This is a genomic window from Sulfurimonas autotrophica DSM 16294 (assembly GCF_000147355.1).
GTDB lineage: Bacteria > Campylobacterota > Campylobacteria > Campylobacterales > Sulfurimonadaceae > Sulfurimonas > Sulfurimonas autotrophica.
This window is the reverse complement of the sequence record NC_014506.1, coordinates 102,851-123,831: the sequence shown is the minus strand read 5'-3', so window position 1 is coordinate 123,831 and position 20,981 is coordinate 102,851. Positions and strand designations below refer to the sequence as shown.

23 protein-coding genes are annotated in these 20,981 nt (G+C 37.2%); 8 read left to right on the top strand and 15 right to left on the bottom strand.

The window, feature by feature from the left end:
• Positions 1-39 precede the first annotated feature (39 nt).
• Both msrA and SAUT_RS00595 read right to left on the bottom strand, forming a co-directional pair.
• The gene (msrA, locus tag SAUT_RS00600) at positions 40-567 is read right to left on the bottom strand and encodes a peptide-methionine (S)-S-oxide reductase MsrA (RefSeq protein ID WP_013325925.1); all 528 of its coding nucleotides are present in this window, start codon (positions 565-567) and stop codon (positions 40-42) included.
• A 13-nt stretch (positions 568-580) separates the two neighbouring features.
• Positions 581-1,438: a ketopantoate reductase family protein gene (locus SAUT_RS00595; protein ID WP_013325924.1), complete on the bottom strand. Its 858-nt coding sequence runs from the start codon at positions 1,436-1,438 to the stop codon at positions 581-583.
• A gap of 50 nt (positions 1,439-1,488) precedes the next feature.
• Between SAUT_RS00595 and SAUT_RS00590 the strand changes: the two genes are divergently transcribed.
• From SAUT_RS00590 to SAUT_RS00570, 5 genes are all read left to right on the top strand, one after another.
• Positions 1,489-2,070, top strand: a complete 582-nt coding sequence (locus tag SAUT_RS00590) for a class I SAM-dependent methyltransferase (protein WP_013325923.1) — start codon at positions 1,489-1,491, stop codon at positions 2,068-2,070.
• Positions 2,070-3,869, top strand: coding sequence for an asparagine synthase (glutamine-hydrolyzing) (gene asnB, locus SAUT_RS00585; protein ID WP_013325922.1), 1,800 nt, complete (start codon positions 2,070-2,072; stop codon positions 3,867-3,869). The genes SAUT_RS00590 and asnB overlap by 1 nt, the downstream gene beginning before the upstream one ends.
• Positions 3,870-3,880: 11 nt before the next feature.
• Positions 3,881-5,092, top strand: coding sequence for a dicarboxylate/amino acid:cation symporter (locus tag SAUT_RS00580; RefSeq protein WP_013325921.1), 1,212 nt, complete (start codon positions 3,881-3,883; stop codon positions 5,090-5,092).
• A complete protein-coding gene (locus SAUT_RS00575; protein WP_013325920.1) occupies positions 5,070-5,942 on the top strand; it encodes a DMT family transporter in 873 nt (290 codons plus the stop codon). The genes SAUT_RS00580 and SAUT_RS00575 overlap by 23 nt, the downstream gene beginning before the upstream one ends.
• A 111-nt stretch (positions 5,943-6,053) precedes the next feature.
• On the top strand, positions 6,054-7,235 hold the full coding sequence (locus tag SAUT_RS00570; RefSeq protein WP_013325919.1) for an NAD(P)/FAD-dependent oxidoreductase: 1,182 nt from the start codon (positions 6,054-6,056) through the stop codon (positions 7,233-7,235).
• A gap of 13 nt (positions 7,236-7,248) precedes the next feature.
• Here the strand turns inward: SAUT_RS00570 and SAUT_RS00565 are convergent, their stop codons facing one another.
• From SAUT_RS00565 to SAUT_RS00530, 8 genes are all read right to left on the bottom strand, one after another.
• A complete protein-coding gene (locus tag SAUT_RS00565) occupies positions 7,249-8,292 on the bottom strand; it encodes a CNNM domain-containing protein (protein ID WP_013325918.1) in 1,044 nt (347 codons plus the stop codon).
• A 14-nt stretch (positions 8,293-8,306) separates the two neighbouring features.
• Positions 8,307-9,635, bottom strand: coding sequence for a magnesium transporter (mgtE, locus tag SAUT_RS00560; RefSeq protein ID WP_013325917.1), 1,329 nt, complete (start codon positions 9,633-9,635; stop codon positions 8,307-8,309).
• Positions 9,636-9,653: 18 nt separating this feature from the next.
• The gene (locus SAUT_RS00555) at positions 9,654-10,397 is read right to left on the bottom strand and encodes a DUF481 domain-containing protein (protein ID WP_013325916.1); all 744 of its coding nucleotides are present in this window, start codon (positions 10,395-10,397) and stop codon (positions 9,654-9,656) included.
• Between the two features lie 15 nt (positions 10,398-10,412).
• On the bottom strand, positions 10,413-11,063 hold the full coding sequence (locus tag SAUT_RS00550; RefSeq protein ID WP_013325915.1) for an AMIN domain-containing protein: 651 nt from the start codon (positions 11,061-11,063) through the stop codon (positions 10,413-10,415).
• A 65-nt stretch (positions 11,064-11,128) separates the two neighbouring features.
• On the bottom strand, positions 11,129-11,407 hold the full coding sequence (locus SAUT_RS00545) for a hypothetical protein (protein WP_013325914.1): 279 nt from the start codon (positions 11,405-11,407) through the stop codon (positions 11,129-11,131).
• Positions 11,408-11,414: 7 nt separating this feature from the next.
• On the bottom strand, positions 11,415-12,680 hold the full coding sequence (eno, locus tag SAUT_RS00540) for a phosphopyruvate hydratase (RefSeq protein ID WP_013325913.1): 1,266 nt from the start codon (positions 12,678-12,680) through the stop codon (positions 11,415-11,417).
• 40 nt (positions 12,681-12,720) lie between these two features.
• A complete protein-coding gene (gene recA, locus SAUT_RS00535) occupies positions 12,721-13,758 on the bottom strand; it encodes a recombinase RecA (RefSeq protein WP_013325912.1) in 1,038 nt (345 codons plus the stop codon).
• 160 nt (positions 13,759-13,918) lie between these two features.
• Positions 13,919-14,401, bottom strand: coding sequence for a general stress protein (locus SAUT_RS00530; protein ID WP_013325911.1), 483 nt, complete (start codon positions 14,399-14,401; stop codon positions 13,919-13,921).
• A 102-nt stretch (positions 14,402-14,503) separates the two neighbouring features.
• Between SAUT_RS00530 and SAUT_RS00525 the strand changes: the two genes are divergently transcribed.
• From SAUT_RS00525 to SAUT_RS00515, 3 genes are read left to right on the top strand one after another with little or no spacing between them, the layout of a single operon-like run.
• A complete protein-coding gene (locus tag SAUT_RS00525; protein WP_013325910.1) occupies positions 14,504-15,367 on the top strand; it encodes a menaquinone biosynthesis family protein in 864 nt (287 codons plus the stop codon).
• Positions 15,367-15,633 carry a flagellar biosynthesis protein FliQ gene (gene fliQ / locus SAUT_RS00520; RefSeq protein WP_013325909.1) on the top strand — a complete coding sequence of 89 codons (267 nt, stop codon included), beginning with the start codon at positions 15,367-15,369 and terminating at the stop codon, positions 15,631-15,633. The genes SAUT_RS00525 and fliQ overlap by 1 nt, the downstream gene beginning before the upstream one ends.
• The gene (locus SAUT_RS00515; protein WP_013325908.1) at positions 15,633-16,433 is read left to right on the top strand and encodes a UDP-N-acetylmuramate dehydrogenase; all 801 of its coding nucleotides are present in this window, start codon (positions 15,633-15,635) and stop codon (positions 16,431-16,433) included. Before fliQ ends, SAUT_RS00515 begins: the two co-directional genes overlap by 1 nt.
• Here the strand turns inward: SAUT_RS00515 and SAUT_RS00510 are convergent, their stop codons facing one another.
• The 5 genes from SAUT_RS00510 to SAUT_RS00490 all read right to left on the bottom strand — a co-directional run bounded on the left by SAUT_RS00510 (position 16,434) and on the right by SAUT_RS00490 (position 20,960).
• On the bottom strand, positions 16,434-17,186 hold the full coding sequence (locus SAUT_RS00510; RefSeq protein WP_013325907.1) for a TIGR04219 family outer membrane beta-barrel protein: 753 nt from the start codon (positions 17,184-17,186) through the stop codon (positions 16,434-16,436). It lies immediately after the preceding gene.
• A 180-nt stretch (positions 17,187-17,366) separates the two neighbouring features.
• Positions 17,367-17,873, bottom strand: coding sequence for a thiol peroxidase (gene tpx, locus SAUT_RS00505; protein WP_013325906.1), 507 nt, complete (start codon positions 17,871-17,873; stop codon positions 17,367-17,369).
• Between the two features lie 283 nt (positions 17,874-18,156).
• Positions 18,157-19,134, bottom strand: coding sequence for a tRNA (adenosine(37)-N6)-threonylcarbamoyltransferase complex transferase subunit TsaD (gene tsaD / locus SAUT_RS00500; protein WP_013325905.1), 978 nt, complete (start codon positions 19,132-19,134; stop codon positions 18,157-18,159).
• Entirely contained in the window at positions 19,131-20,204 is a 1,074-nt protein-coding gene (gene dxr / locus SAUT_RS00495; protein ID WP_013325904.1) for a 1-deoxy-D-xylulose-5-phosphate reductoisomerase, read from the bottom strand. The genes tsaD and dxr overlap by 4 nt, the downstream gene beginning before the upstream one ends.
• Positions 20,205-20,960 (bottom strand): phosphatidate cytidylyltransferase, encoded by a 756-nt coding sequence (locus SAUT_RS00490; protein ID WP_013325903.1) that lies wholly within the window; start codon positions 20,958-20,960, stop codon positions 20,205-20,207.
• Positions 20,961-20,981: the final 21 nt, after the last annotated feature.

The following is a 20,981-nucleotide window of genomic DNA, read 5'->3' as shown; positions in this document are numbered from 1 at the left end:
AAGAACCACCTTTATATATTTACATGTAGTTTAGCACATTTATGCTAATTTATCAGGAAACTTTGTCATAAATTTTTGCAGTTTTGGAGCGATGACAACCTGGCAATAGCCTTGAGAAGAGTTAAGATTATAATAATTTTGATGATAATGCTCTGCCGGATAGACTTCAGGCAATGGACTTACTTCAGTCACTATTTTGTCCGAGAATTTCTGCTGATGTTTTGCTATGGAGTCTTCAATAACTTTCTTTTGTTCTTCATCGGCGTAATAAATTACAGAACGGTACTGCGTTCCTTTGTCTGCTCCCTGAGCATTGAGCGTTGTCGGATTATGAATTTCAAAAAATATATCTAAAATCTCACTCAGAGTGATAACATCAACATCATAAGTAATATCTACAATTTCGGCATGTCCTGTTGCTCCTGAGCAGACATTTTCATATGAAGGATTTGCTCTGGCACCACCGGCATATCCGCTCACAGCAGAAATTACGCCTTTGACATTTCTATATACCGCTTCTATACACCAAAAACACCCGCCGCCCAATACAATTCTCTCTTTTTTCATAACTTGTAATTCCTTATGCTCTCTTTTTTAGCTCATTATAGAGTTTTTGCATAAAAGGCTTTTGAACATATCCACTTAAATTTTCAAGCTCAGTTTTTTTACCGTTTTTAAAATCAAGATACATCGACGTAGAAGAGTCATATGGTACTTTGGCTGCTGTATCTAAAGACTTTTGCACCTCATCAAATATATCTATGTCCTGTGTTTCTTTTGCAAACTCTGCAATCTCCGTTAAAAGTTTTTTTGCCTCATCATAATGTTTTTCATATACAGCACCTATGCTTGTATTGTAGTAGGCTGTAAGTGTCGCAAAAGCTGCAATAAATATATACTTTTTATAAAGCGCCTCTTTGATATTTTGAGGTATTTTGTAGCGCAAAGATACTTTTTCAAACAGCTCTGCAACTGTCTGGGCAGCTTCACTTTGCGGACCAAACAGTGCGGCAAAAACTTTTCCCTTTTTACGAATAACTCCGGGAGACTCAATATGTGCAAGTATATAAATGCAGGCATCCAAAACTTTAGCGTCACAGAATTCTCGCAGCATATCACCATTGTTCACGCCGTTTGAAAAAGAGAGCAAAATTGAGTTTGCATCTATATGATTTTGCAATGCCTTGCATGCATCTGGTAAATCATAACTTTTCGTACAAAACATAACCACGTCAAAATAGCCCTCTGCTTCATCCAGGTTCTTTACATGTAAAGGCGTACTCCACTCTGTTTCATCTTCTATAATTCTGATACCTGTCTTTTTTATAGCTTTCAAGTGCGCCCCCCGTGCAAAACCCACTACATCCAAACCACTTTTTGTAAATGATGCCGCCAAATATCCGCCGACACCGCCTAAACCTACTATTGCAATTTTCATAGTACTTTCCTTTGAATTATTATATAATAGCATTGATAAAAAGGAGCCTTATGCCGCGAATTGACAGTGAAAAATTTTATCTGGCATCACTTAAAAAACATGGCGCAACTTCCCGTGGTCTTAATTGGTCATCAGATGTGCATCAGTCTATCCGCTTTGAAAAGATTGCAGCACTTTTAGGCGATGCGCTCAACGAGTCTGTCATAGGCGATGCAGGCTGCGGTTTTGGAGATTTTTATCATTATTTGCAGGCAAATAATTTACATGTAAAAAAATATCTAGGCATTGATTCTCTCAAAGAGATGTGTGAAATTGCCACACAAAAAACAGAGTGTGAAATTATACATGCAGATATAATAAAAGAAGCACTTCCTATGGCGGATTATTATATCTGCAGCGGTGCTTTAAATATTCTAACACCTTTTGAAACACAACTTTTTATACGCAGCTGTTATCAATCCTCTACACAAGGTTTTGTTTTTAATGCTTTGTACGGCGATAAAAAGAGCGACATATATAATTACATAAATATGGACACAATCCAATCGCTTGCAAAGAGCTTACATGTAAAGAGTGTCAGCTTTATAGAAGGATATATAGAACATGACATCACAGTAGGATTTTTCAAATAATGTGTGCAATTTTTGGTATCATCGGTGAATATAATGACAATCAGGCAAAAAGTGCCCTTTCGCTTTTGTCGCACCGCGGCCCGGATTACTGCGGTATAACCCAAAAGAAAAATCTTTTCTTTGCACATCAGCGCCTCTCAATTTTAGATACACACCACAGAAGTCATCAACCACTCAAACATAAAAATATTCTGCTTTCTTTTAACGGGGAAATATACAACTTTCAAGAGCTTAAATCTGAACTTTATTTTGACTTTCAAACACAAAGTGACAGTGAGGTCATCATTGCAGCATATCTCAAATGGGGTATTGACTTTGTAAAGCATCTCAGAGGAATGTTCGCCATTGCTTTAATGGATGGTGACACGCTCTACCTCTTTCGTGACAGACTCGGCAAAAAACCGCTTTTTTATCTTGAGGGTTCCTCTTTTGTATTTGCTTCTGAAATAAAAGCACTGAAGCCTTTTTTGTCTACATGTAAGCTGGATAATGACGCACTTCTATCCTATCTTTCTTTTTTAGCACCTACACCGCCGCATACTTTTTATGAGGGCATCAAAAAACTTGCCGCAGGAGAGTATCTGGCATACAAAGAGGGACAGGTTACATGTAAACGCTATTTTGATTTGCTTGATGCACCCTCTGTGCTTATCACTACAAAAGAAGAAGCCCTTAAAAAGATTGAAACCCTTTTAGAAGAGTCCATAGAACTGCGTCTGAGTGCGGATGTACCTGTGGCATCACTGCTCTCAGGCGGCATAGACAGTGCAACTATCAACTATTTTGCCAAGCTAAAAGCCATGCCTCTGCAAACCTATACACTCGGCTACAAAGAGTTTGCAAAGTATGATGAACGCGAAAATGCCAGACAGAGTGCCGAATTTTTAGGTTTGAGTAATACCCAGATAGAAATAGATGAAAATGATTTTATCCGTGCAAGTGATAAAGTGATGGACACGCTTGATGAACCGCTTAATGACCCTGCTGCCGTACCTTTGTATCTACTTTTTGAGCAGATAAAAAAAGACGGTTACAAAGTTGTCATGAGCGGAGAGGGTGCGGATGAACTTTTTTTAGGATACAGACAGTATTTTGAATATCTCGACATACAGGGTGCTGCAACTCTGGCACATAAAAACTGGCTCAAAAAATACTTTCGGGCAAATTTTTCGATGAACCGAGAGTGGGAATGGTATAAACGAATTTTTGATGACACCCTGCTTTTTCGCAGTTCCGGAGAGAAGTTTACAGATCTGCAGAAAAATCAGCTGATGCGGCGTAATGTCAAAGATAATGAAAGCCTGAAATATTTAAAAAGTTACAGGCAACGCTTTGAAGGTTCACAACATAAGGATGAAAGCATCTGGTACAGTTATATAGATTTAAATATATTTCAAGCAGAGCATTTTTTGACAAAACTTGACCGTGTCAGTATGGCGCACTCCATAGAATCACGCACTCCTTTTTTAGATCATAAACTTGCATCTGCTCTTTTTAGCATCGACCCAAAACTACGCTACGGAGATGGCATTACAAAATCACTTTTAAAAGAAGTTATGAGAAACAAACTTGATACAAAAATACTCACAAGAAAGAAAAAAGGTTTTTCAAATCCTTATATGGAGTACCTCATCAACTCTAAAAAAATCAACCTTATTCAAGAAGTCAATACACAAACAGGGATGTTTCACAAAAAGAAATTAGACGAATATATAAACACAGCATCAAGGGGAAGTTTTAAGCAGCATGTTTGGGGACTTTATGTACTATCATACTGGATAAAAAAGAATCTGCTTTAAGGCCATACTCAATGATTAGAAAAATAAAAAAATATGCCACAACCAACACACTCGTAGTCTTTGGCATCATTCTTGGGCTTGTATTTGGCATACTCTTCCCCGAACTTGCACTCAAACAAAAGATGATAGGTACAGCCTTTGTCTATTTTTTGAAAATGCTTGTTGTTCCTCTTGTATTTGCCAGTATTTTTGTTGCCATACTCGGGCTTGGGTCAATTGAGCATTTAAAAAGAATGGGGTTAAAAACCATTGGTTTGTATATCTTAACAACTGCTCTTGCCGTCGTTACAGCAATTATTGCGATGAATATTTTTCATATCGGCGAGCATGTCAGCAATGTGGGGCTTGAGTACACAAAAGCTGCAACATTGGCACCTTTTTCTTTTGAGAGTATGCTACTGAGTTTTATTCCTACAAATATTTTCAATGCCCTGAGCGAGGGGAAAATGATGCAGATTATTGTGTTTGCCATTCTTTTTGGTGTGGCATCACTCTATCTTATTCCCAAACAAAAAGAGGTGCTTGGCAGTTTTTTTACTGCCGTCAGTGAAGCGATGCTCAAAATGGCGGAGTGGGTTATTCTACTTACGCCTATCGGTGTTTTTTCTCTTATATCGTATGTTATTGCCGAGCAGGGTATTGATGTAGTATTTGGGCTTTACAAATATGTTCTACTCGTTGTCGGCGTTATACTCTTTCACGCTCTTATCACTCTGCCCGGTGTACTGAGATTTTTTACAAAAGTAAACCCGTACTCTTACCTTTCAGATGTTCGAGAGGCACCTATTATGGCTTTTTCCACCGCCTCTTCTGCAGCTACGCTTCCTGTAAGCATGCGCGTTGTTGAAGAGATAGGCGAAGTAGATAAAAAGACAGCCTCTTTTGTCCTTCCTTTAGGTGCAACAGTCTCTATGGACGGTACAGCAGCCTATTTGAGCATTGCCGTTTTATACATTGCCAATTTAGCCGGAGTAGCTTTAAGTCTGGGTGACCAACTTCTTTTGGGCATTACGGTTGTTGCTTTAAGCGTAGGTGTAGCCGCTCTGCCAAGTGCTTCACTTGTTATGATGGTGATTATATTAAACCAGTTGGGACTTCCTATTGAGTATATGGCTTTAATAGTAGCCGTTGACAGGATTCTTGACATGTGCAGAACTTCACTTAATGTCACCTCAGATTTGATTGTGACAAAAATTGTAGATGAATTTGAAAAACGACGATAAACATTATGAATATCTACTGCTCTTTGCTATGTTGCTTTGGGGCGGAGGATGGACTGCTTTAAAAATTCTTACACTTACAATGCCGATGGATGTCGTCATATTTTGGCGTTTTTTTCTTATGAGTCTCTCATTTTTACCAATTCTTTATTTTTTTAAAACACCTATAACGCTTACTCGAGGCTCACTTAAGTACATAGCCCTCAGTTCACTCTTAAACATTGCCTTTATGGTTTTTGCCTTTTTGGGTATAAAGTATGGTCTTGCAGGGGCCGGAAGTGTCATCATTACAACATTCAGTCCTATTATGACCTTTTTACTTGTTGCCATATTCTTTAAAAGCAGACTCTCAACAAGACAGTATCTTGGTCTTTTACTCGGACTAATCGGCGGTTATATTTTACTGCAGCTCAATAATTTCTCACTATTTTTAAACGGTTCAAATATTTACTTCCTACTCTGTGCTATTATCTGGGCAGGTGTTACTCTTCTCTCACAATACTCACAAAAGCATATTCATCCTGTGCATTACAGTTTTTTTATTTCAGTTATAGCCACTTTTTTTAGTTTTTTGTATGCCTATAATTCTGATCTTGGTGCTGTTTTTACTCAAGGTGCAAAATTTTGGATTGCCCTGATTTATCTCGCTGTTTTAGGCCAAACAGTTGCGACAACTATCTTCTTTATCGCCAGCGGAAAACTCGGCAGTCAAAAGACAAGCTCTTTTATGTTTTTAGTGCCGTTTTTTGCCCTGATTTGTGCCTGGCTGATTCTAGATGAACCCTTGCAGCCACATATAATTGTTGGTGGACTTATCAGCATGCTTGCGGTATACTTTATAAATAAAAAATAGACTTCTTGCAAAAGTCTAATCAAATTGACGATAAAAATAGCATGTTTAATCTATTTTTAACATCAATTAGGCTAATATTTCTTATAATTTGAACAAATAAAAGGTTGAAATATGAAAAAAGTACTTATTTTAGGCGCTGGTTTTGCCGGAGTTGATGCTGCATCATACTTAAGAAAAATGGATTATGATGTTACTCTGGTAAGCAACAGAGACTATTTTTATATCTATCCTACTTCTATATGGATACCGACACATGAGAATGAATTTAAAGATGTCTGCGTTGATTTAAAAGAGTTGCAGCGTGCTCATGGCTTTAAACTCATTATAGACGATGTTGCAGCAATTTCACAAGCAGAAAATTCTGTTACCCTTGCAGGTGGAGAGATCATAAATGATTATGATTACCTTATAATTGCGATGGGTGCTTCAAAAATGAAAGCACCAGGTATAGAAAACACCCTTTCAATCTGTGGGGCACCCGAACAATCTCTCAAAATTCGAGATGCGCTTGATGCGCTTGTAGAAAAAGGCAGCGGCAAAATCTGTATGGGATTTGGCGGCAATCCAAAAGATAGTTCTGCTGTACGTGGCGGGCCGGGATTTGAGCTGCTTTTTAATGTACATAATATGCTTAAAGATAAAGGTATCAGAGATAACTACGAACTTACTTTTTTTGCTCCAATGGCCGAACCAGGCAAGCGTATGGGACCACAGGCTCTTAAAATGATGGACACGATGTTTGGCAAACTAGGTATAAAACAGCATTTTGGCAAAAAAATAAAACAGTTTGAAAAAGACGGCATAGTCTTCGAAGATACAAGTAAACTCGAATCAGATTTCACCATGTTTATCCCGGCAGGTGATGGGCATGATGTGATTAAAAAGTCAGATTTGTCGACAAATGATGCCGGATTTATAAAAACAGATGATTATTCTTGTGTTTTAAATGACGACGGTTCCATGAGTAATATTTATGCTATTGGTGATGTTGCTGCACTTGAAGGATATGACTGGAGAGCAAAGCAGGGACATGTTGCCGAAGTTATGGCAAAAAACACAGCACATAATATTGAGCAGCGTGACAACGGAGGCAGTGATTTTAAAGGCTATCATGAGCACTTAAACATTCTATGTGTTATGGATACAGGTAATGGAGCAGCCTTTGTCTACAGAGATGAAAAACGTGCTTTTATGCTGCCTCTGCCTGTCATCGGGCATTGGCTTAAAAAAGGATGGGGTCTTTACTGTCGTAACTCTAAACTCGGTAAAATTCCTAGAATTCCTGGTATGTAAAAGAGAACCATTTCTATTCGCTCTCTTTTGCTTTGCGGCGTAATTTCATTTTTCTTTTTGCAAGTTCACGCATATCTTCTGTCGTATCACTCTCATCCATAATTTCAACACCCAAAATCGTCTCAACACAATCTTCAAGCGTTATAATTCCTTCAGTCTGGTCATAATTGTCAGTTACTAAAAACATATGATCTTTTTTTGATATCAGCAGGTCAAGCGCCTTGCTTACCGGTATATTTTCATTAATGGAAAACATCTCTTTTTTTATTGCAGAAAGAGGCACAGAATCATCTTCAAGGGCCTGTTTAAAAATTTTTTTTGTAAGCACTAAACCTGTTACATCTTCTAATGAGCCACGATAAATAGGTATACGGGAAAATTTAAAAATAGCCGGCTGTGATTTGATCACATCTTTTATTTTCATACTCTCATCCAACGCAAAAACAACACTTCTCGGCGTTAGAACCTCACTCGCTTTTATATTATCAAGATTTAAAATATTTTCAATAACATCAGATTCTTTTTCATCTATGATACCTTCATCTTCACTCATCAACATACTCTCTAGAAGTTCCTCTTTAGTTAGAGAATGTGCATCCGTTTTACCTTTAGATATTCTGTTTGTAACCGCTAAGGTGCTTAAAATGATTGGATACGTCAACCAAATGAAAGCTTGTATAAAATAAGCAGAAATAGGTGCAAGCTGTTTCCAGTAAATTGCACCTATTGTTTTTGGAATAATCTCCGATATAAATAAAATTGCAAATGTTAGCACTACAGATACATAAACAACAGCATCATTTCCAAATATTTTTGAAGCTTGTGCACCAACTGCAGCAGCTCCGAGTGTATTTGCTATTGTATTTAATATAAGTACGGCAGCTATTGATTTGTTGATATTTTCTTTGTGATGACGTATCAGTTTCCCAACAGAAGGCTTTTCTTTTTCAAGTACTGCAACGTAAGACATATTAATAGATAAGAGCACTGATTCTAAAACAGAGCACAAGAATGAAATTCCTACAGAAAGGACAAAAAAGAGTATTAATAATTCCAAGTTTTACAATTCCTTTAAAGTAATATATATTTTGCTAAAGCCAAAAAGCTAAAAAAGCCTACTATATCAGTTATAGTTGTTAAAATAACCGTACTTCCTATAGCCGGGTCTATACCTAAGGTTTTAAGCATTAACGGAATCATTGCTCCAAAAAAACCTGCCATCAAAAGGTTTATAATCATACTTAAGCCAATCACAACACCAAGCAGCGGTATATGAAACCACATCCAGGCTATTATAGCCATAACTACAGCAAAAAGTAGACCATTCATTAAAGAAATCACTACCTCTTTTTTTATAGTTCTAAACGCATCCGTATGCGATATTTCACCTAAAGCCAGTTGACGAACAACAACAGTCAAACTCTGCGTTCCTGCATTTCCGCCCATAGAAGCCACAATCGGCATCAGTACAGCAAGAGCAACCATTAAGTTAATCGTATCTTGAAATAAGCCAATTACAAGAGAAGCTGCTATCGCCGTTAAAAGGTTTATGCCCAGCCATGTTGCACGCTTTTTACTGGCTTTGAGTATATCTTCATCCTCTTCGGCTTCATCATCGACACCGGCAAGATTATACATCTGTTCTGTTGCATGTTCGTTAATGATATCATAAATATCATCAGATGTAATACGACCGACTAAAATTCCCTTCTCATTCACAACCGGCATGACGGATAAATCATACTCTTTAAAGTAGTTTACTACCTCTTTAATATCCTCAGTGTCAGTTGCAATTTTAGGCTCAAAAGAGTCTTCGCTCTGCTCTATATTTTCTTTTATAGTTTTTGAAAAATCAAATATTAATAAATCATCTAAACCGACAGTATATAAAAGTCTGTTGTTTTTATCTACAATAAATAGATTTTGAACATTTTCAAGCTCATTTTCTTTTCTAAGACGAGCAAATCTTTTAATAACATCCTGAACTATTTCATCTTCTCTAGCCGTAAAGACCTCAAGTTGCATATAAGCACCGGCTTGATCTTCATCATACTTTTTAAGTTTTGAAATCTCTTTTTTATCTTCGGCATCAAGTGTGTTAAAAACTTTTGAAGCGACATTTTCATCAACATCTTCAAGCTCTTGCATAAATTCGAGCTGATCATCTGATTCAAGTTCACTGACTGCGTGTGAAAGCTCATCAACGCTTAGGTTTTCAACAACATCATCAAAATATCTATCAGGCAATGCAAGTGCGACATCCCCGACAAGATCTTTTGGTACCAGCTTAATTGCCTTGCTGAAATCTTTGTCATTGAGACCTTTTAAAATTTTTGCAATCTCAGCCGGATGTATCTCACTCGCATTATGAGATTTTAAATATTTACTTAATTCTTTCATTTATTATCTTATTTGTATTTAAAAATCATACACAAAGCTTGTTTTTTGTACAAAATCATATTTTTGCACCCCAATTGCCGGCTTTGTATCTTGATTATATGTTAATTCAAAATTAATTGAAAGCTGCTTGTAAATTTTGACTTTTAATTCTGCAGAATTTGATAAAATATAGTCGCTGAATATATCTACTCTCGGTTGATAATAGCCTATATATGAAAATTTCACACTCTTGGTAAATTTATTTTTGTATGCAATATACATATTTAATCTTACATTATCCTCGCTTGGATCAATATTTGTTGTATAGTCAATATGTTCTGCAAAACCACCAAAACCCAAATATATATTTCCATAACTTTGCATTGCTGCATGATATCTTAAGCCAATACCTGCTAATAATCTTTTTTGAATTTTTGTAAATTTATCTGTTTGAGACTGTACAAAAGCTTCCCAGTTTAAATCTTTTTTATAAAATGTATGAATATAACGGATATGTGCATATGTTTTATTTGTATTTGTTTGTCCTGATGCTTTCGCATAACTGAATGCTATATCACCCCATATGATATATGTGTTATTATTATCATACTGTACTCTTGCGCCTGCACTGTATTCATCACTATCTGTATTTCCTCTTTTAGTTACAAAGGAGCCTTTAACACTCCCGCTCAAACCAGGTTGTGCACCTATATCAACCGGCGCAATAGTAATTACGGCCTGTGCACTCATTATACTCATTATGAATAAAATTAAAAACTTCATTTACAACCTTGTCTTTTATAAAAGTTTAATCATATATCCACCCGGAATATGATCTAATTTGTAGCTGTAATATCCATCCAGCTCTATAACTACTCTATAGTAGTCTTTATGTGTTCCCACCCGTATTTTCGTAAACAATGATTTTTCATTGATACTTTTTATAAAACTGCCTATATCTGTGTCACGTTTAAAATCACATACTATTCTATGTGGTTTAACAAGTAAAAAGTTTCTTAGTATTTTATCTTTTGTCAAAATTTTAAGCTTATTTTTCTTTGCATAAAATGATATAAACTTTAATGATGCAATTTTTTTATAATTCACTTTTTTTGCCTGTTTTATTACTTGCTTTTTCACTACAGTTTCGCCATTTGATTCATTGTAGTTTTGCGAAATAAAAATAGGCAAATGCCAATCTATGGTATTTTGAATCAATACTTTTTTATGTGCAATTGAACCGTCAAGATTCTTATACTCTACTGTTACACTTTCTATGGTTCTTGCGGTTGAGGGCAAAGTAGCAGTTGCTCTTTTTAGCATAGGTAAAGTATTTGCCTGATTTGATGTAAAAGGAATGTCTTGGGCAGTATCTATAGGAAAAAATGGGTTTTCTCTTGCTTGAAGCAGTAAAGAACACAGACAAATCAATAATAAAACTCTTATCATATAAATAAACCCTACTTTTTTACAAACATTATAGCAAATTATATGTGTCAAACCATAATAAATGATTATTGTGCAGAAATTTCTTTGAGTTCAAAATACTCACGTTGCAATTGGGCATTTTCTTTTTTCAAATGAACAACTTCCTCTTGAAGATAGTTTTCATAATCTTGCAGCCCAAAAAGGACTTGCAGGGAGTTTGTCCCATAAAGCAGTACGCCTAAATATATGCCTAAAGCTATTACTAAAGCAAATAAAAGAAAAAACTTTTTTAATGAGAGCCCCAAATATTTTTGGGTAATCGTTTGTGATGTATCAATCTCTTCAAAAAGTTCTTCTTTATTCATAAAAGACCTAGGTAAATAGTGCTGACCCTAAATACTCGCTGTATACAATTTCATTTTCAATCTCTAACAAGCGATTATATTTTGCAGTTCGCTCACCTCGGGCAGTTGAACCTGTTTTAATTTGACCACAGTTAAGTGCCACAGCAAAATCAGCTATAAAAGCATCTTCACTTTCACCTGAACGGTGGCTCATTACACATGTATAGCCGTTTCTTTGTGCAAGACGAACTGTAAGCATTGTTTCACTTACAGAACCGATCTGGTTTGGTTTGATTAAGATAGAATTGGCAATACCTCTTTCTATCCCTTCGTTTAAAATGCTTGCATTTGTAACAAATAAATCATCTCCGACAATCTGGATTTTATCACCCAATTTTTCTGTCATCAATTTGAATCCATCCCAGTCATCTTCACTTAGACCATCTTCAATAGATACAATAGGATACTTCGCGCATAAATTTTCATAATAAGCTACAAGTTCCTCGCTGCCCAGTGTACGTCCTTCAGATTCAAGTCTGTAACCACCATCTGTAACAATTTCGCTTGCTGCGACATCTAGTGCAATGCCGATCTGCTCACCCGGTACATATCCGGCTTTTTCTATCGCTTCCATAATAACTTGAATAGGCTCTTCATTTGATGAAAGATTCGGCGCAAAACCACCCTCATCACCTAAAGATGTACTGTGACCTTTTGCCGATAAAATCGATTTAAGATTATGATACACTTCAGATGCAGCGCGAAGAGACGTTGCAAAATCTTCAAAACCGACAGGCATAATCATATACTCTTGAAAATCCACGTTATTGTCTGCGTGACTTCCACCATTGATGATATTAAGCATCGGTGTCGACATAACCATCGCATTTGCTCCGCCTAAATAGCGGTACAAAGGAATACCAAGACTCTGTGCAGCTGCGCGTGCTACAGCCATAGAAACACCAAGCACTGCATTTGCACCGAGGTTACCATAGTTTTGCGTACCATCAAGCTCTTTCATTGTTGCATCAATCACAGCCTGATTAAAAGGACTCATACCTATAAGCACATCAGAAATTTGAGAATTTACATTTTCAACCGCCTGCAACACACCTTTGCCCATGTAGCGCTCACCGCCGTCACGAAGTTCTAATGCTTCACGCTTTCCTGTACTTGCACCTGAAGGCACAATAGCACCAGCAGTTGTTCCGTCACTCAATCTTACCGTCGCTTTTACCGTCGGATTTCCGCGAGAATCCATTACCTCGATTGCACTAATATCATCAATAAACATATATCTTACCTCATTAAAATTTTAAAATACCAAAGGCTTCTTATGCGTCAGCTTCTGCTATTTCAGAAGTATCCATCGTCATAAGCGAGCTCATGCCCATAGCCTGTTTAATCTTCTCTTCAATCTCAGATGCGAGTTCCGGCTCATCTTTAAACTTTGCCTTCACATTTTCGCGGCCTTGACCGAGTTTAGTCTCTCCGTAAGAAAACCAGGCTCCGCTTTTATCTACAATGTCTAGTTTCACACCGTAATCAACAAGCTCACCCTCTTTAGAGATTCCTTCTCCGAACATTATATCAAATTCTGCCTGACGAAAAGGAGGGGCTACTTTATTTTTTATAACTTTTGCTTTTACTCTGTTACCGATTTGGCTCTCACCCTGCTTGAGTGAAGCGATACGACGAACATCTATACGTACTGAAGCATAAAATTTCAGAGCATTTCCACCTGTTGTCGTTTCTGGCGAGCCGTATCCCATCATCCCTATTTTCATACGAATCTGGTTAATAAATATAACCGTACAGTTCATTTTACTCAAAACACCTGTAAGTTTTCTCAGTGCTTTAGACATTAAACGTGCCTGCACACCGACCTGCTGGTCATTCATTTCACCCTCAAGCTCAACTTTTGGCGTTAAAGCTGCAACCGAATCTATTACAATCAGATCAATTGCACCGCTTCTTGCTATTGTTTCTACAATGTCAAGTGCCTGCTCGCCGTAATCAGGCTGAGAAACTAAAAGATTGTCAATATCTACACCGAGGTTTTTTGCATAGACAACATCAAGAGCATGTTCTGCATCTATAAAAGCACATACTCCGCCGTTTTTTTGACACTCAGCTGTTATCTGTAAAGCAAGTGTCGTTTTACCCGAACTCTCAGGTCCATATATTTCTACCACGCGTCCTTGAGGTACACCGCCTATTCCTAATGCCAAATCAAGTCCCAATGAACCTGTACTAATTGACTGAATTGGCACAATATCTTTATCACCAAGGCGCATCAGGGCACCTTTTCCGAAGGCTTTATCTATCTGCTTCATCGCCAAGTCTAATGATTTTTGTTTGTTTGCATCCATTTTGGACTCACTTATTATGAAATTTAGACTTATTCTATGTAAAATTTATAAAGCTGCTTAAAATTATGACAAAATGACATATTTTTAAGTAAATTCTTTTTACATGTAAATATGACGAATTTTAGCCAAAGAAAATAAAAAAAAGGAAATAAAAAATTATTTACTCTTCGCCTAAAGTTTTTTTTGCTATTTCTATGGCATCTTCATCGCCGTGAACGATAACTAAAATCTTATTGTCTTGTATCATATCGCCATACTCTTTTGCTAAAGATTTTTCAATTCCCAAATCAATAAGCCATGCCGTCATTGCACCTGTTGCACCAAACATCACAGCAGCGCCTGCCATGCCTGCTATGGCTGTCAATATTCGTCCAGTTGCTACAATCGGTCCGACTCCCGGAGTCCAAAAAAGAATTCCACCGCTGAGTAGTCCCCAGAGTCCACCCCAAAAAGCGCCCTGTTCACCCCAAAATATCATATTTTCACTGTTTTTATTATATTCAAATTCATTTTTTTCTTCCTGCTCGCCTTTTGCAATTACAGAAATATATTTTTTCAGTACGCCGTTTTCCAACAATTTATTCACAACTTCAGCAGCCTCATCATATGTATCATATACTTTTACCAATACTTTTTTACTCATAACTATTTCCTTATATTGAAAATAATGTTAATTTATTATACTCCTATTATTATTAATTTAATCAAAAAGTTCCTTTTATCTATTTTTTGATAAAATAAACCTATGAAAAAAACTCTTATAGCACACTCACCTGACGCCGACGATATTTTTATGTACTATGCCATCAAATTTGGATGGGTAGATATGAAAGATACGCACTTTGACAACATTGCAAAAGATATACAAACACTCAATGAAGATGCACTTAATGGTGTATACGACATTGTAGCCATCAGTTTTGCTCTGTATCCACATATAAAAGAAGAATATGCACCACTAAGAACTGCTGTAAGTTTTGGTGAGGGTTATGGTCCTAAGGTAATTAAGAGAAAAGGTCAAAAACTCAAACGTAATTTCAAAGTGGCTTTAAGCGGGGAGCATACAACAAATGCAATGCTTTTTCGCATAGCTTACCCTGACGCACGAATAACTTACATGAATTTCTTAGAAATTGAAGATGCCGTCAAAGAGGGAAAAGTTGATGCAGGTGTACTCATACATGAGAGCATCCTTACTTTTGCGGATGAGCTTGAAGTCGAGCGTGAAATGTGGGATATTTGGCAGGAACTTGCAGGAAAAGAGTTACCTCTGCCTCTTGGCGGGATGGCAATTCGCCGTTCACTTCCGCTTAATCGTGCGATTGATTATGAAAATACCCTCACAAAAGCCGTGCAAGTTGCACGAGATCATAAAGAGAGACTCTCACAAATGCTTCTAGAACGCGATTTGGTTCGCATAGATGGAGCGACGCTTGAGAAATATCTTGAACTTTATGCAAATGATGATTCAATCACTTTAAGCCCTGTGCAATATGAAGCAATCAATAAACTCTTTGAAATTGGCTATGAGCATGGCTTTTATGACAGACCTGTCAATGTTCATGATTATCTCATTCCTACACAATACACAGAACTAAGAGAGTCGTAATGGAAGCAAAACTCATCGGTTTAGGCGTTCAGACATTTCAAATAGCACTTTATTTGGCACTGCCGGCACTGCTTACGGGAATGCTTGCAGGTCTTGCTATCAGTATATTTCAGGCAACAACGCAAATCAATGAGATGACCCTTTCTTTTATTCCAAAAATCATCGGTGTTGTTATAGTCATTGTTCTTACTATGCCGTGGATGCTCAATGAAATGACCGATTTTTCTATCGGCGTTTTTAATATGATTCCAACATTTGTCGAGTAATGCAGTTTAAAACTATTGATTTTTCAAAATATTCCTCTTTTAAAATCGGAGGCATTGTAGATGTTGCTCTTTTACAAAATAATTTTGAAAATATTAATGATTATTACCTTATAGGCTCATGCAACAATACTCTCATTGGCCCAAATCCCCCAAAACTTATGATGCTGGACAAACAATATGACTATATTAAAATAGAAAACGACCTGCTAAAAATCGGCGGCGCTACACCCTCTGGAAAAATCGCCTCTTTTTGTAAAAAACACAATATTACAAACTTTGAGTTTGTTTCTCATCTTCCGGGAAAACTCGGAGGGCTTGTCTATATGAATGCGGGACTCAAAGAGTTTGAAATTTTCAATCATCTTGAATATATTACAACGCCTAACGGGCTCAAGAGAAAAAAAGAAATTAACTTCGGATATAGATTTACAAATATTCATGAGCCCATACTTGAAGCAGCTTTTGAATTAGAATATGGATTCAGCCGAGAAAAAGTTGCAATGTTTAAAACTATGCGGGTAAACCAACCATCGACGCCAAGTGCAGGAAGCTGTTTTAAAAATCCTGAGGGAGATTATGCGGGAAGACTCATAGAAGCAGTCGGACTCAAGGGCAAAAAAGTCGGCAATATGGAATTTAGCACAGAACATGCAAATTTTTTAGTCAATCACGGCGGCGGTACGTTTGAAGATGCCGTTTATCTTATAAATGAGGCACAAAAAAGAGTTTTTGAAGAGTTTGGTATAAAACTTGAGTTAGAAATTATTATACTCGACACGCAGACAAAAACTCTTTTTTGATTAAAAACGCAGCATTAAACCTGCAAAGAAACCTGAAAAATCCATATCTGTTTTTACATCCAAATTATTTTCATCTATTTTAATTTTTTGTTTTCTGTAACCAATTTCAAGAGCGGGTTGCACAACTGGCGAAATATTAAATGTATAATCAACTTTTACGCGTGCATCATATATAGTTGATGAGCCTGTTGTCACATACTTTGCATCACCTTCTAGTCCAATATTTGTTGTTGGTATTTCTACTCTCACTCGTGCATATACAAGTGGAATTGGTGCTGTGTAAGTGTCTTCATACCCGGTAAATAAGCCATTTGGCTCTACTTTATAATCCAAATCCAATACTTTTATATCAAGTCCCAAATCAAGTGTTGTCCAAAAAGTATTGTCAACAAGATTATAGTATGGAATAATATCATACTCTTTAATGTCCAAAACACTCTTTGTGTTTGCAGGTGCGTTTAAACCATTCCATGAACCACTTGCCTTACCGGTTGCATGAATACTCGTATATTCCAGTCTGATGTTTGGAACTACGGGAATCGGATGTTTAATAAGCATCCAAACATAAGGAGATGTATCTTTTGTCTCATCAAAAGTATTTGTACCAGTTATTCCTAAACCTCTGTCATAGTTAGCTGTCCCCGATGGTGTCTGTCCCCATGCACCTGCACCGATTTCAACTTTTGTAATATCAGCACAGAGCGAGACACTCAAAAATGTGCTCATAGCAATAGTAGATAATATTTTTTTCATAGATACCCCTGTTTTATTAATTTTGTTAATTATATCAGAGATTTTTAGAGAGATTATTAAATTTTTTGATTAATTAGCGTTTGTATTTTGAAAAAATTCAAAATACAAACAGAAGGAGAAATAAAATGAGACGTGCTCACTTCATTTGTTTGCCACCAATGGCGGCAAGAGAAGAAGTTACTATTTTTTAGCAGCTTCTATTGCAGCGTCATACTGAGGTTCTTCAGTAATTTCTGGAACAATCTCTTTATACGTTACAACACCGTTCGCATCAATAACGAATATAGCTCTTGCAGTAACACCGGCAAGTGGAGAACCACCTAAAAGTACACCGTAAGCGTTTGCGAAATCTTTGTTTCTGAAATCTGAAGCAACAGTTAATTTGTCGATTCCTTCAGCTGAACAAAAACGTCCTGCAGCAAATGGAAGGTCCATAGAAACAACAACAGTTTTAACACCGTCAAGTTCTGAAGCTTTTGCATTGAAGTTACGAGTTTCAGTAGCACATACACCTGTATCTAAAGAAGGAACTACGATTATAAGTTGTTTCTCACCTTGAGCTCCACCAACTTTTACGTCACCTAAACCTTCTGAGTTAACAACGTTAACCTCAGGAGCTTTATCTCCAACATTTACTTCATTTCCTAATAACTCTACGTCTGTACCTTTGAATTTAGTTGTTGCCATATTCAATATCCTTTTTTTAAATTTAAGGGAACCTTTTTCATTTCCCTTTTTCGCTTCTGTGCTAAAGCACGACTTAGAAAAAAACTAAATTTTTTTCTGAACGCTCGGTTTCACCCCGAGGGCACTTACGCCTTCGGCAGGAAGCCCAAAATGCACTTGCATTTTTTTGAGTGATTTAAGCCGTAAACCTCTCTTTTGCGTTTTGATAAGTGAAGTATATTTTAATTCGGATAATATTTGTCTTATTTAGTGAACAAATCTTTTTGCTTAAGAATAAATTCAGCTAAATGATACTTTTTGGCGTAATATCCAACGCTTCTAAAGAACTGAACATTCCTTGTTTATACATATCTACGGCTACGCGTCCTATCATTGCCGCGTTGTCTGAGCAATACTGTAAATCACTCAAAAGTAACTTTGCATTATAAGGAGCCAACAACTCCTCAATCTGTTTACGCAAATAAAGGTTAGCGCTTGCACCGCCGACAATGGCAAAGTTTTTCGGCGGATGTGTTTGAAAATATTTTTTGAGTTTATGCACAAGATGTTTTGTTGCAATATGCTCAAATGAAGCCGCTATATCTTTATAATCTTTTTCTTGCGACTTTTCTACTGCCAATCTGACTGCATTTTTTAGCCCTGAGTAGCTAAAAGCAAGTTTTGGAGTGCGAAGCAGCGGAACGGTAAAGTCGTATCTTTTTCTGTCGCCCTCTTTTGCCAGTTCTTGTATGGCCGGACCGCCAGGATAACCAAGTCCCATCATCTTTGCTACTTTGTCAAAACTCTCTCCAAAACTATCATCCATACTTTTGGCGATTGTTTTAATATCAGTCAGGCTCTGTACTTCCATAACCTGTGTATGTCCACCAGATACCAGCAAAACAGTTAAAGGAAAAGTCGTCTCTTTTTCAATAAAAAGCGAATAAATATGCCCTATAAGGTGGTTCACACTAATAAGTGGGATATCAAGTGCGACACTCACAGCCTTTGCCAAAGTCACACCCTCTATAAGTGTCACAGCAAGTCCCGGACTCGAAGTCACTGCAACGGCCTTTAAATCTTGAAAATAAGGCTCGCATTGCTGCAGTATTTTTGGCAGAGCCTCTGCATGAAGTCTTGCTGCAAGTTCAGGGACAACACCACCGTAAACACTATGCTCAAGTTCTTGAGAGATTTTTTTATGAAAAACAAGCTTGTTTGTAGCTATCTCGGTAATGGAAATTGCACTGTCATCACAAGAGCTTTCTATACTTAAAATCATCTGTTTATTCCTACAAATTTTCGTACTTCTTTATCTATCAAAAATATATCGTTTACATGTAAAGGGAGGGCATCGCTAAAATTTTCATATGCATTGATGATGGTTTTGCTGATATCCATAAAGCCTATTTTTTTAGCGATAAACATCTCAATTGCTGCTTCATTGGCGGCATTTATGACAACGCCTCTTTGGGGATTTTTAAGTAAATCCTCTTTAATCTGCCAAATTGGGTAGCGTTCTTGATTTATCTCGCGAAATTCCAAACTCCCGACTTTGAGTAAATCAACATGCGGTAATATTGCTTCATCCATCTTTTCATCCAGCGCGTATGCTATTGGCAGCTGCATACTTGCGTTTGCCAAATGTGCCGTGGTTGAACCGTCTTTAAAGTCTATCATCGCGTGAATCAATGACTGTGTTTCAATAATGGCATCATATTCACCCTCGCCAAAGAGCCAGCGCGCTTCAAGCAGTTCAAACATTTTATTGACCATCGTTGCAGAATCTATCGTGATTTTTTGTCCCATCGACCAGTTTGGATGATTTTGTGTGTCTTCTAACGTGGCAGTTGCAAGTCTTTTTATATCCCAGTCACGAAATGCTCCGCCGCTTGCAGTAATTATCATTTTACTTACGGGTCTATTTTGAAGCAGATACCAAAGTCCGAAATGTTCACTGTCGATGGGCTGTATTTTTGAAGTATCTATAAAACTGCCGCAGGCAACAAGTGATTCTTTGTTTGCCAAAGCTACTTTTTTATCGCATTCTATTGCTTTAAGTGTCGGGCGCAGTCCTAAAAAACCTACAAATGCATTGACAACAAGTTTTGAGGTTGAATCCTCAATGACCTGTAAAATTGCTTCTTCACCGGAATATACATGAGAATGATTGACTTTATAAACATCCTCTTTATTTGCAACAACCACAACTTTTGGATTGTGTTCTTTTATTTGTTCATTGAGTAGTTTGATGTTTTTTCCACAGGCTAAAACCTCAACTTCAATGCCAAAACGTTTGGCAACAATTAAAGCATTGACTCCTATAGAGCCTGTAGAACCTAAAAGAACCAACTAGACTAACCCGCGAAGCAGTACAAGCATGACAATCGCACCAAAAAGATAACCGTCAATCCTGTCTAATATTCCACCGTGGCCGGGAAGTAAGTCTCCGCTGTCTTTCACACCTGCACTGCGCTTGAGCGAAGATTCAAATAAGTCGCCAAATATAGAACTCAGAGCAACCATAAAAGAAATAACAAGTGCAATCCAAAAGTCAACAACAAAAACTCCAAGATATGCCCCGACAAATGTTGCCAGTGCTACTCCGCCTATGACGCCCTCAAGTGTTTTATTGGGGCTTGTCTCGCAAAATTTGGTTTTTCCTATGCTTTTACCTACAAAATAAGCACCAATATCAGTCAATGCAACCACACCAAGCAGCCATACAAGTGATAAAACACCATACTCTTCATACATTGTCAGAATAAAGAGCAATCCTGCAGTCGGATAAATAAACGGTAAAAAATCAACCCATTTAAGGTTTTTGTCATAAGCCACGGCACCGGCATAGGCAACACCCGCCAAAACAAACAAGTCATCACCATAAGGATAAATCGCAGCTATAAGCCAAAGTGCTGCAGCATATGGTAAAAGATTATCTTTTTCTACACCAAAAAGTACCACAGCCTCTTTAAAGGCCAATAGATATACAGCCCCCAAAAATAGCCACATAACAAAAAAATTGTCTATCAGACCGACAACCGCCACAACCGCTAGCAAGACTATACCCGTGATAATTCTCTCTTTGGAATCTCTTAATATACTCATAAATATCCCTATAATTTTTCA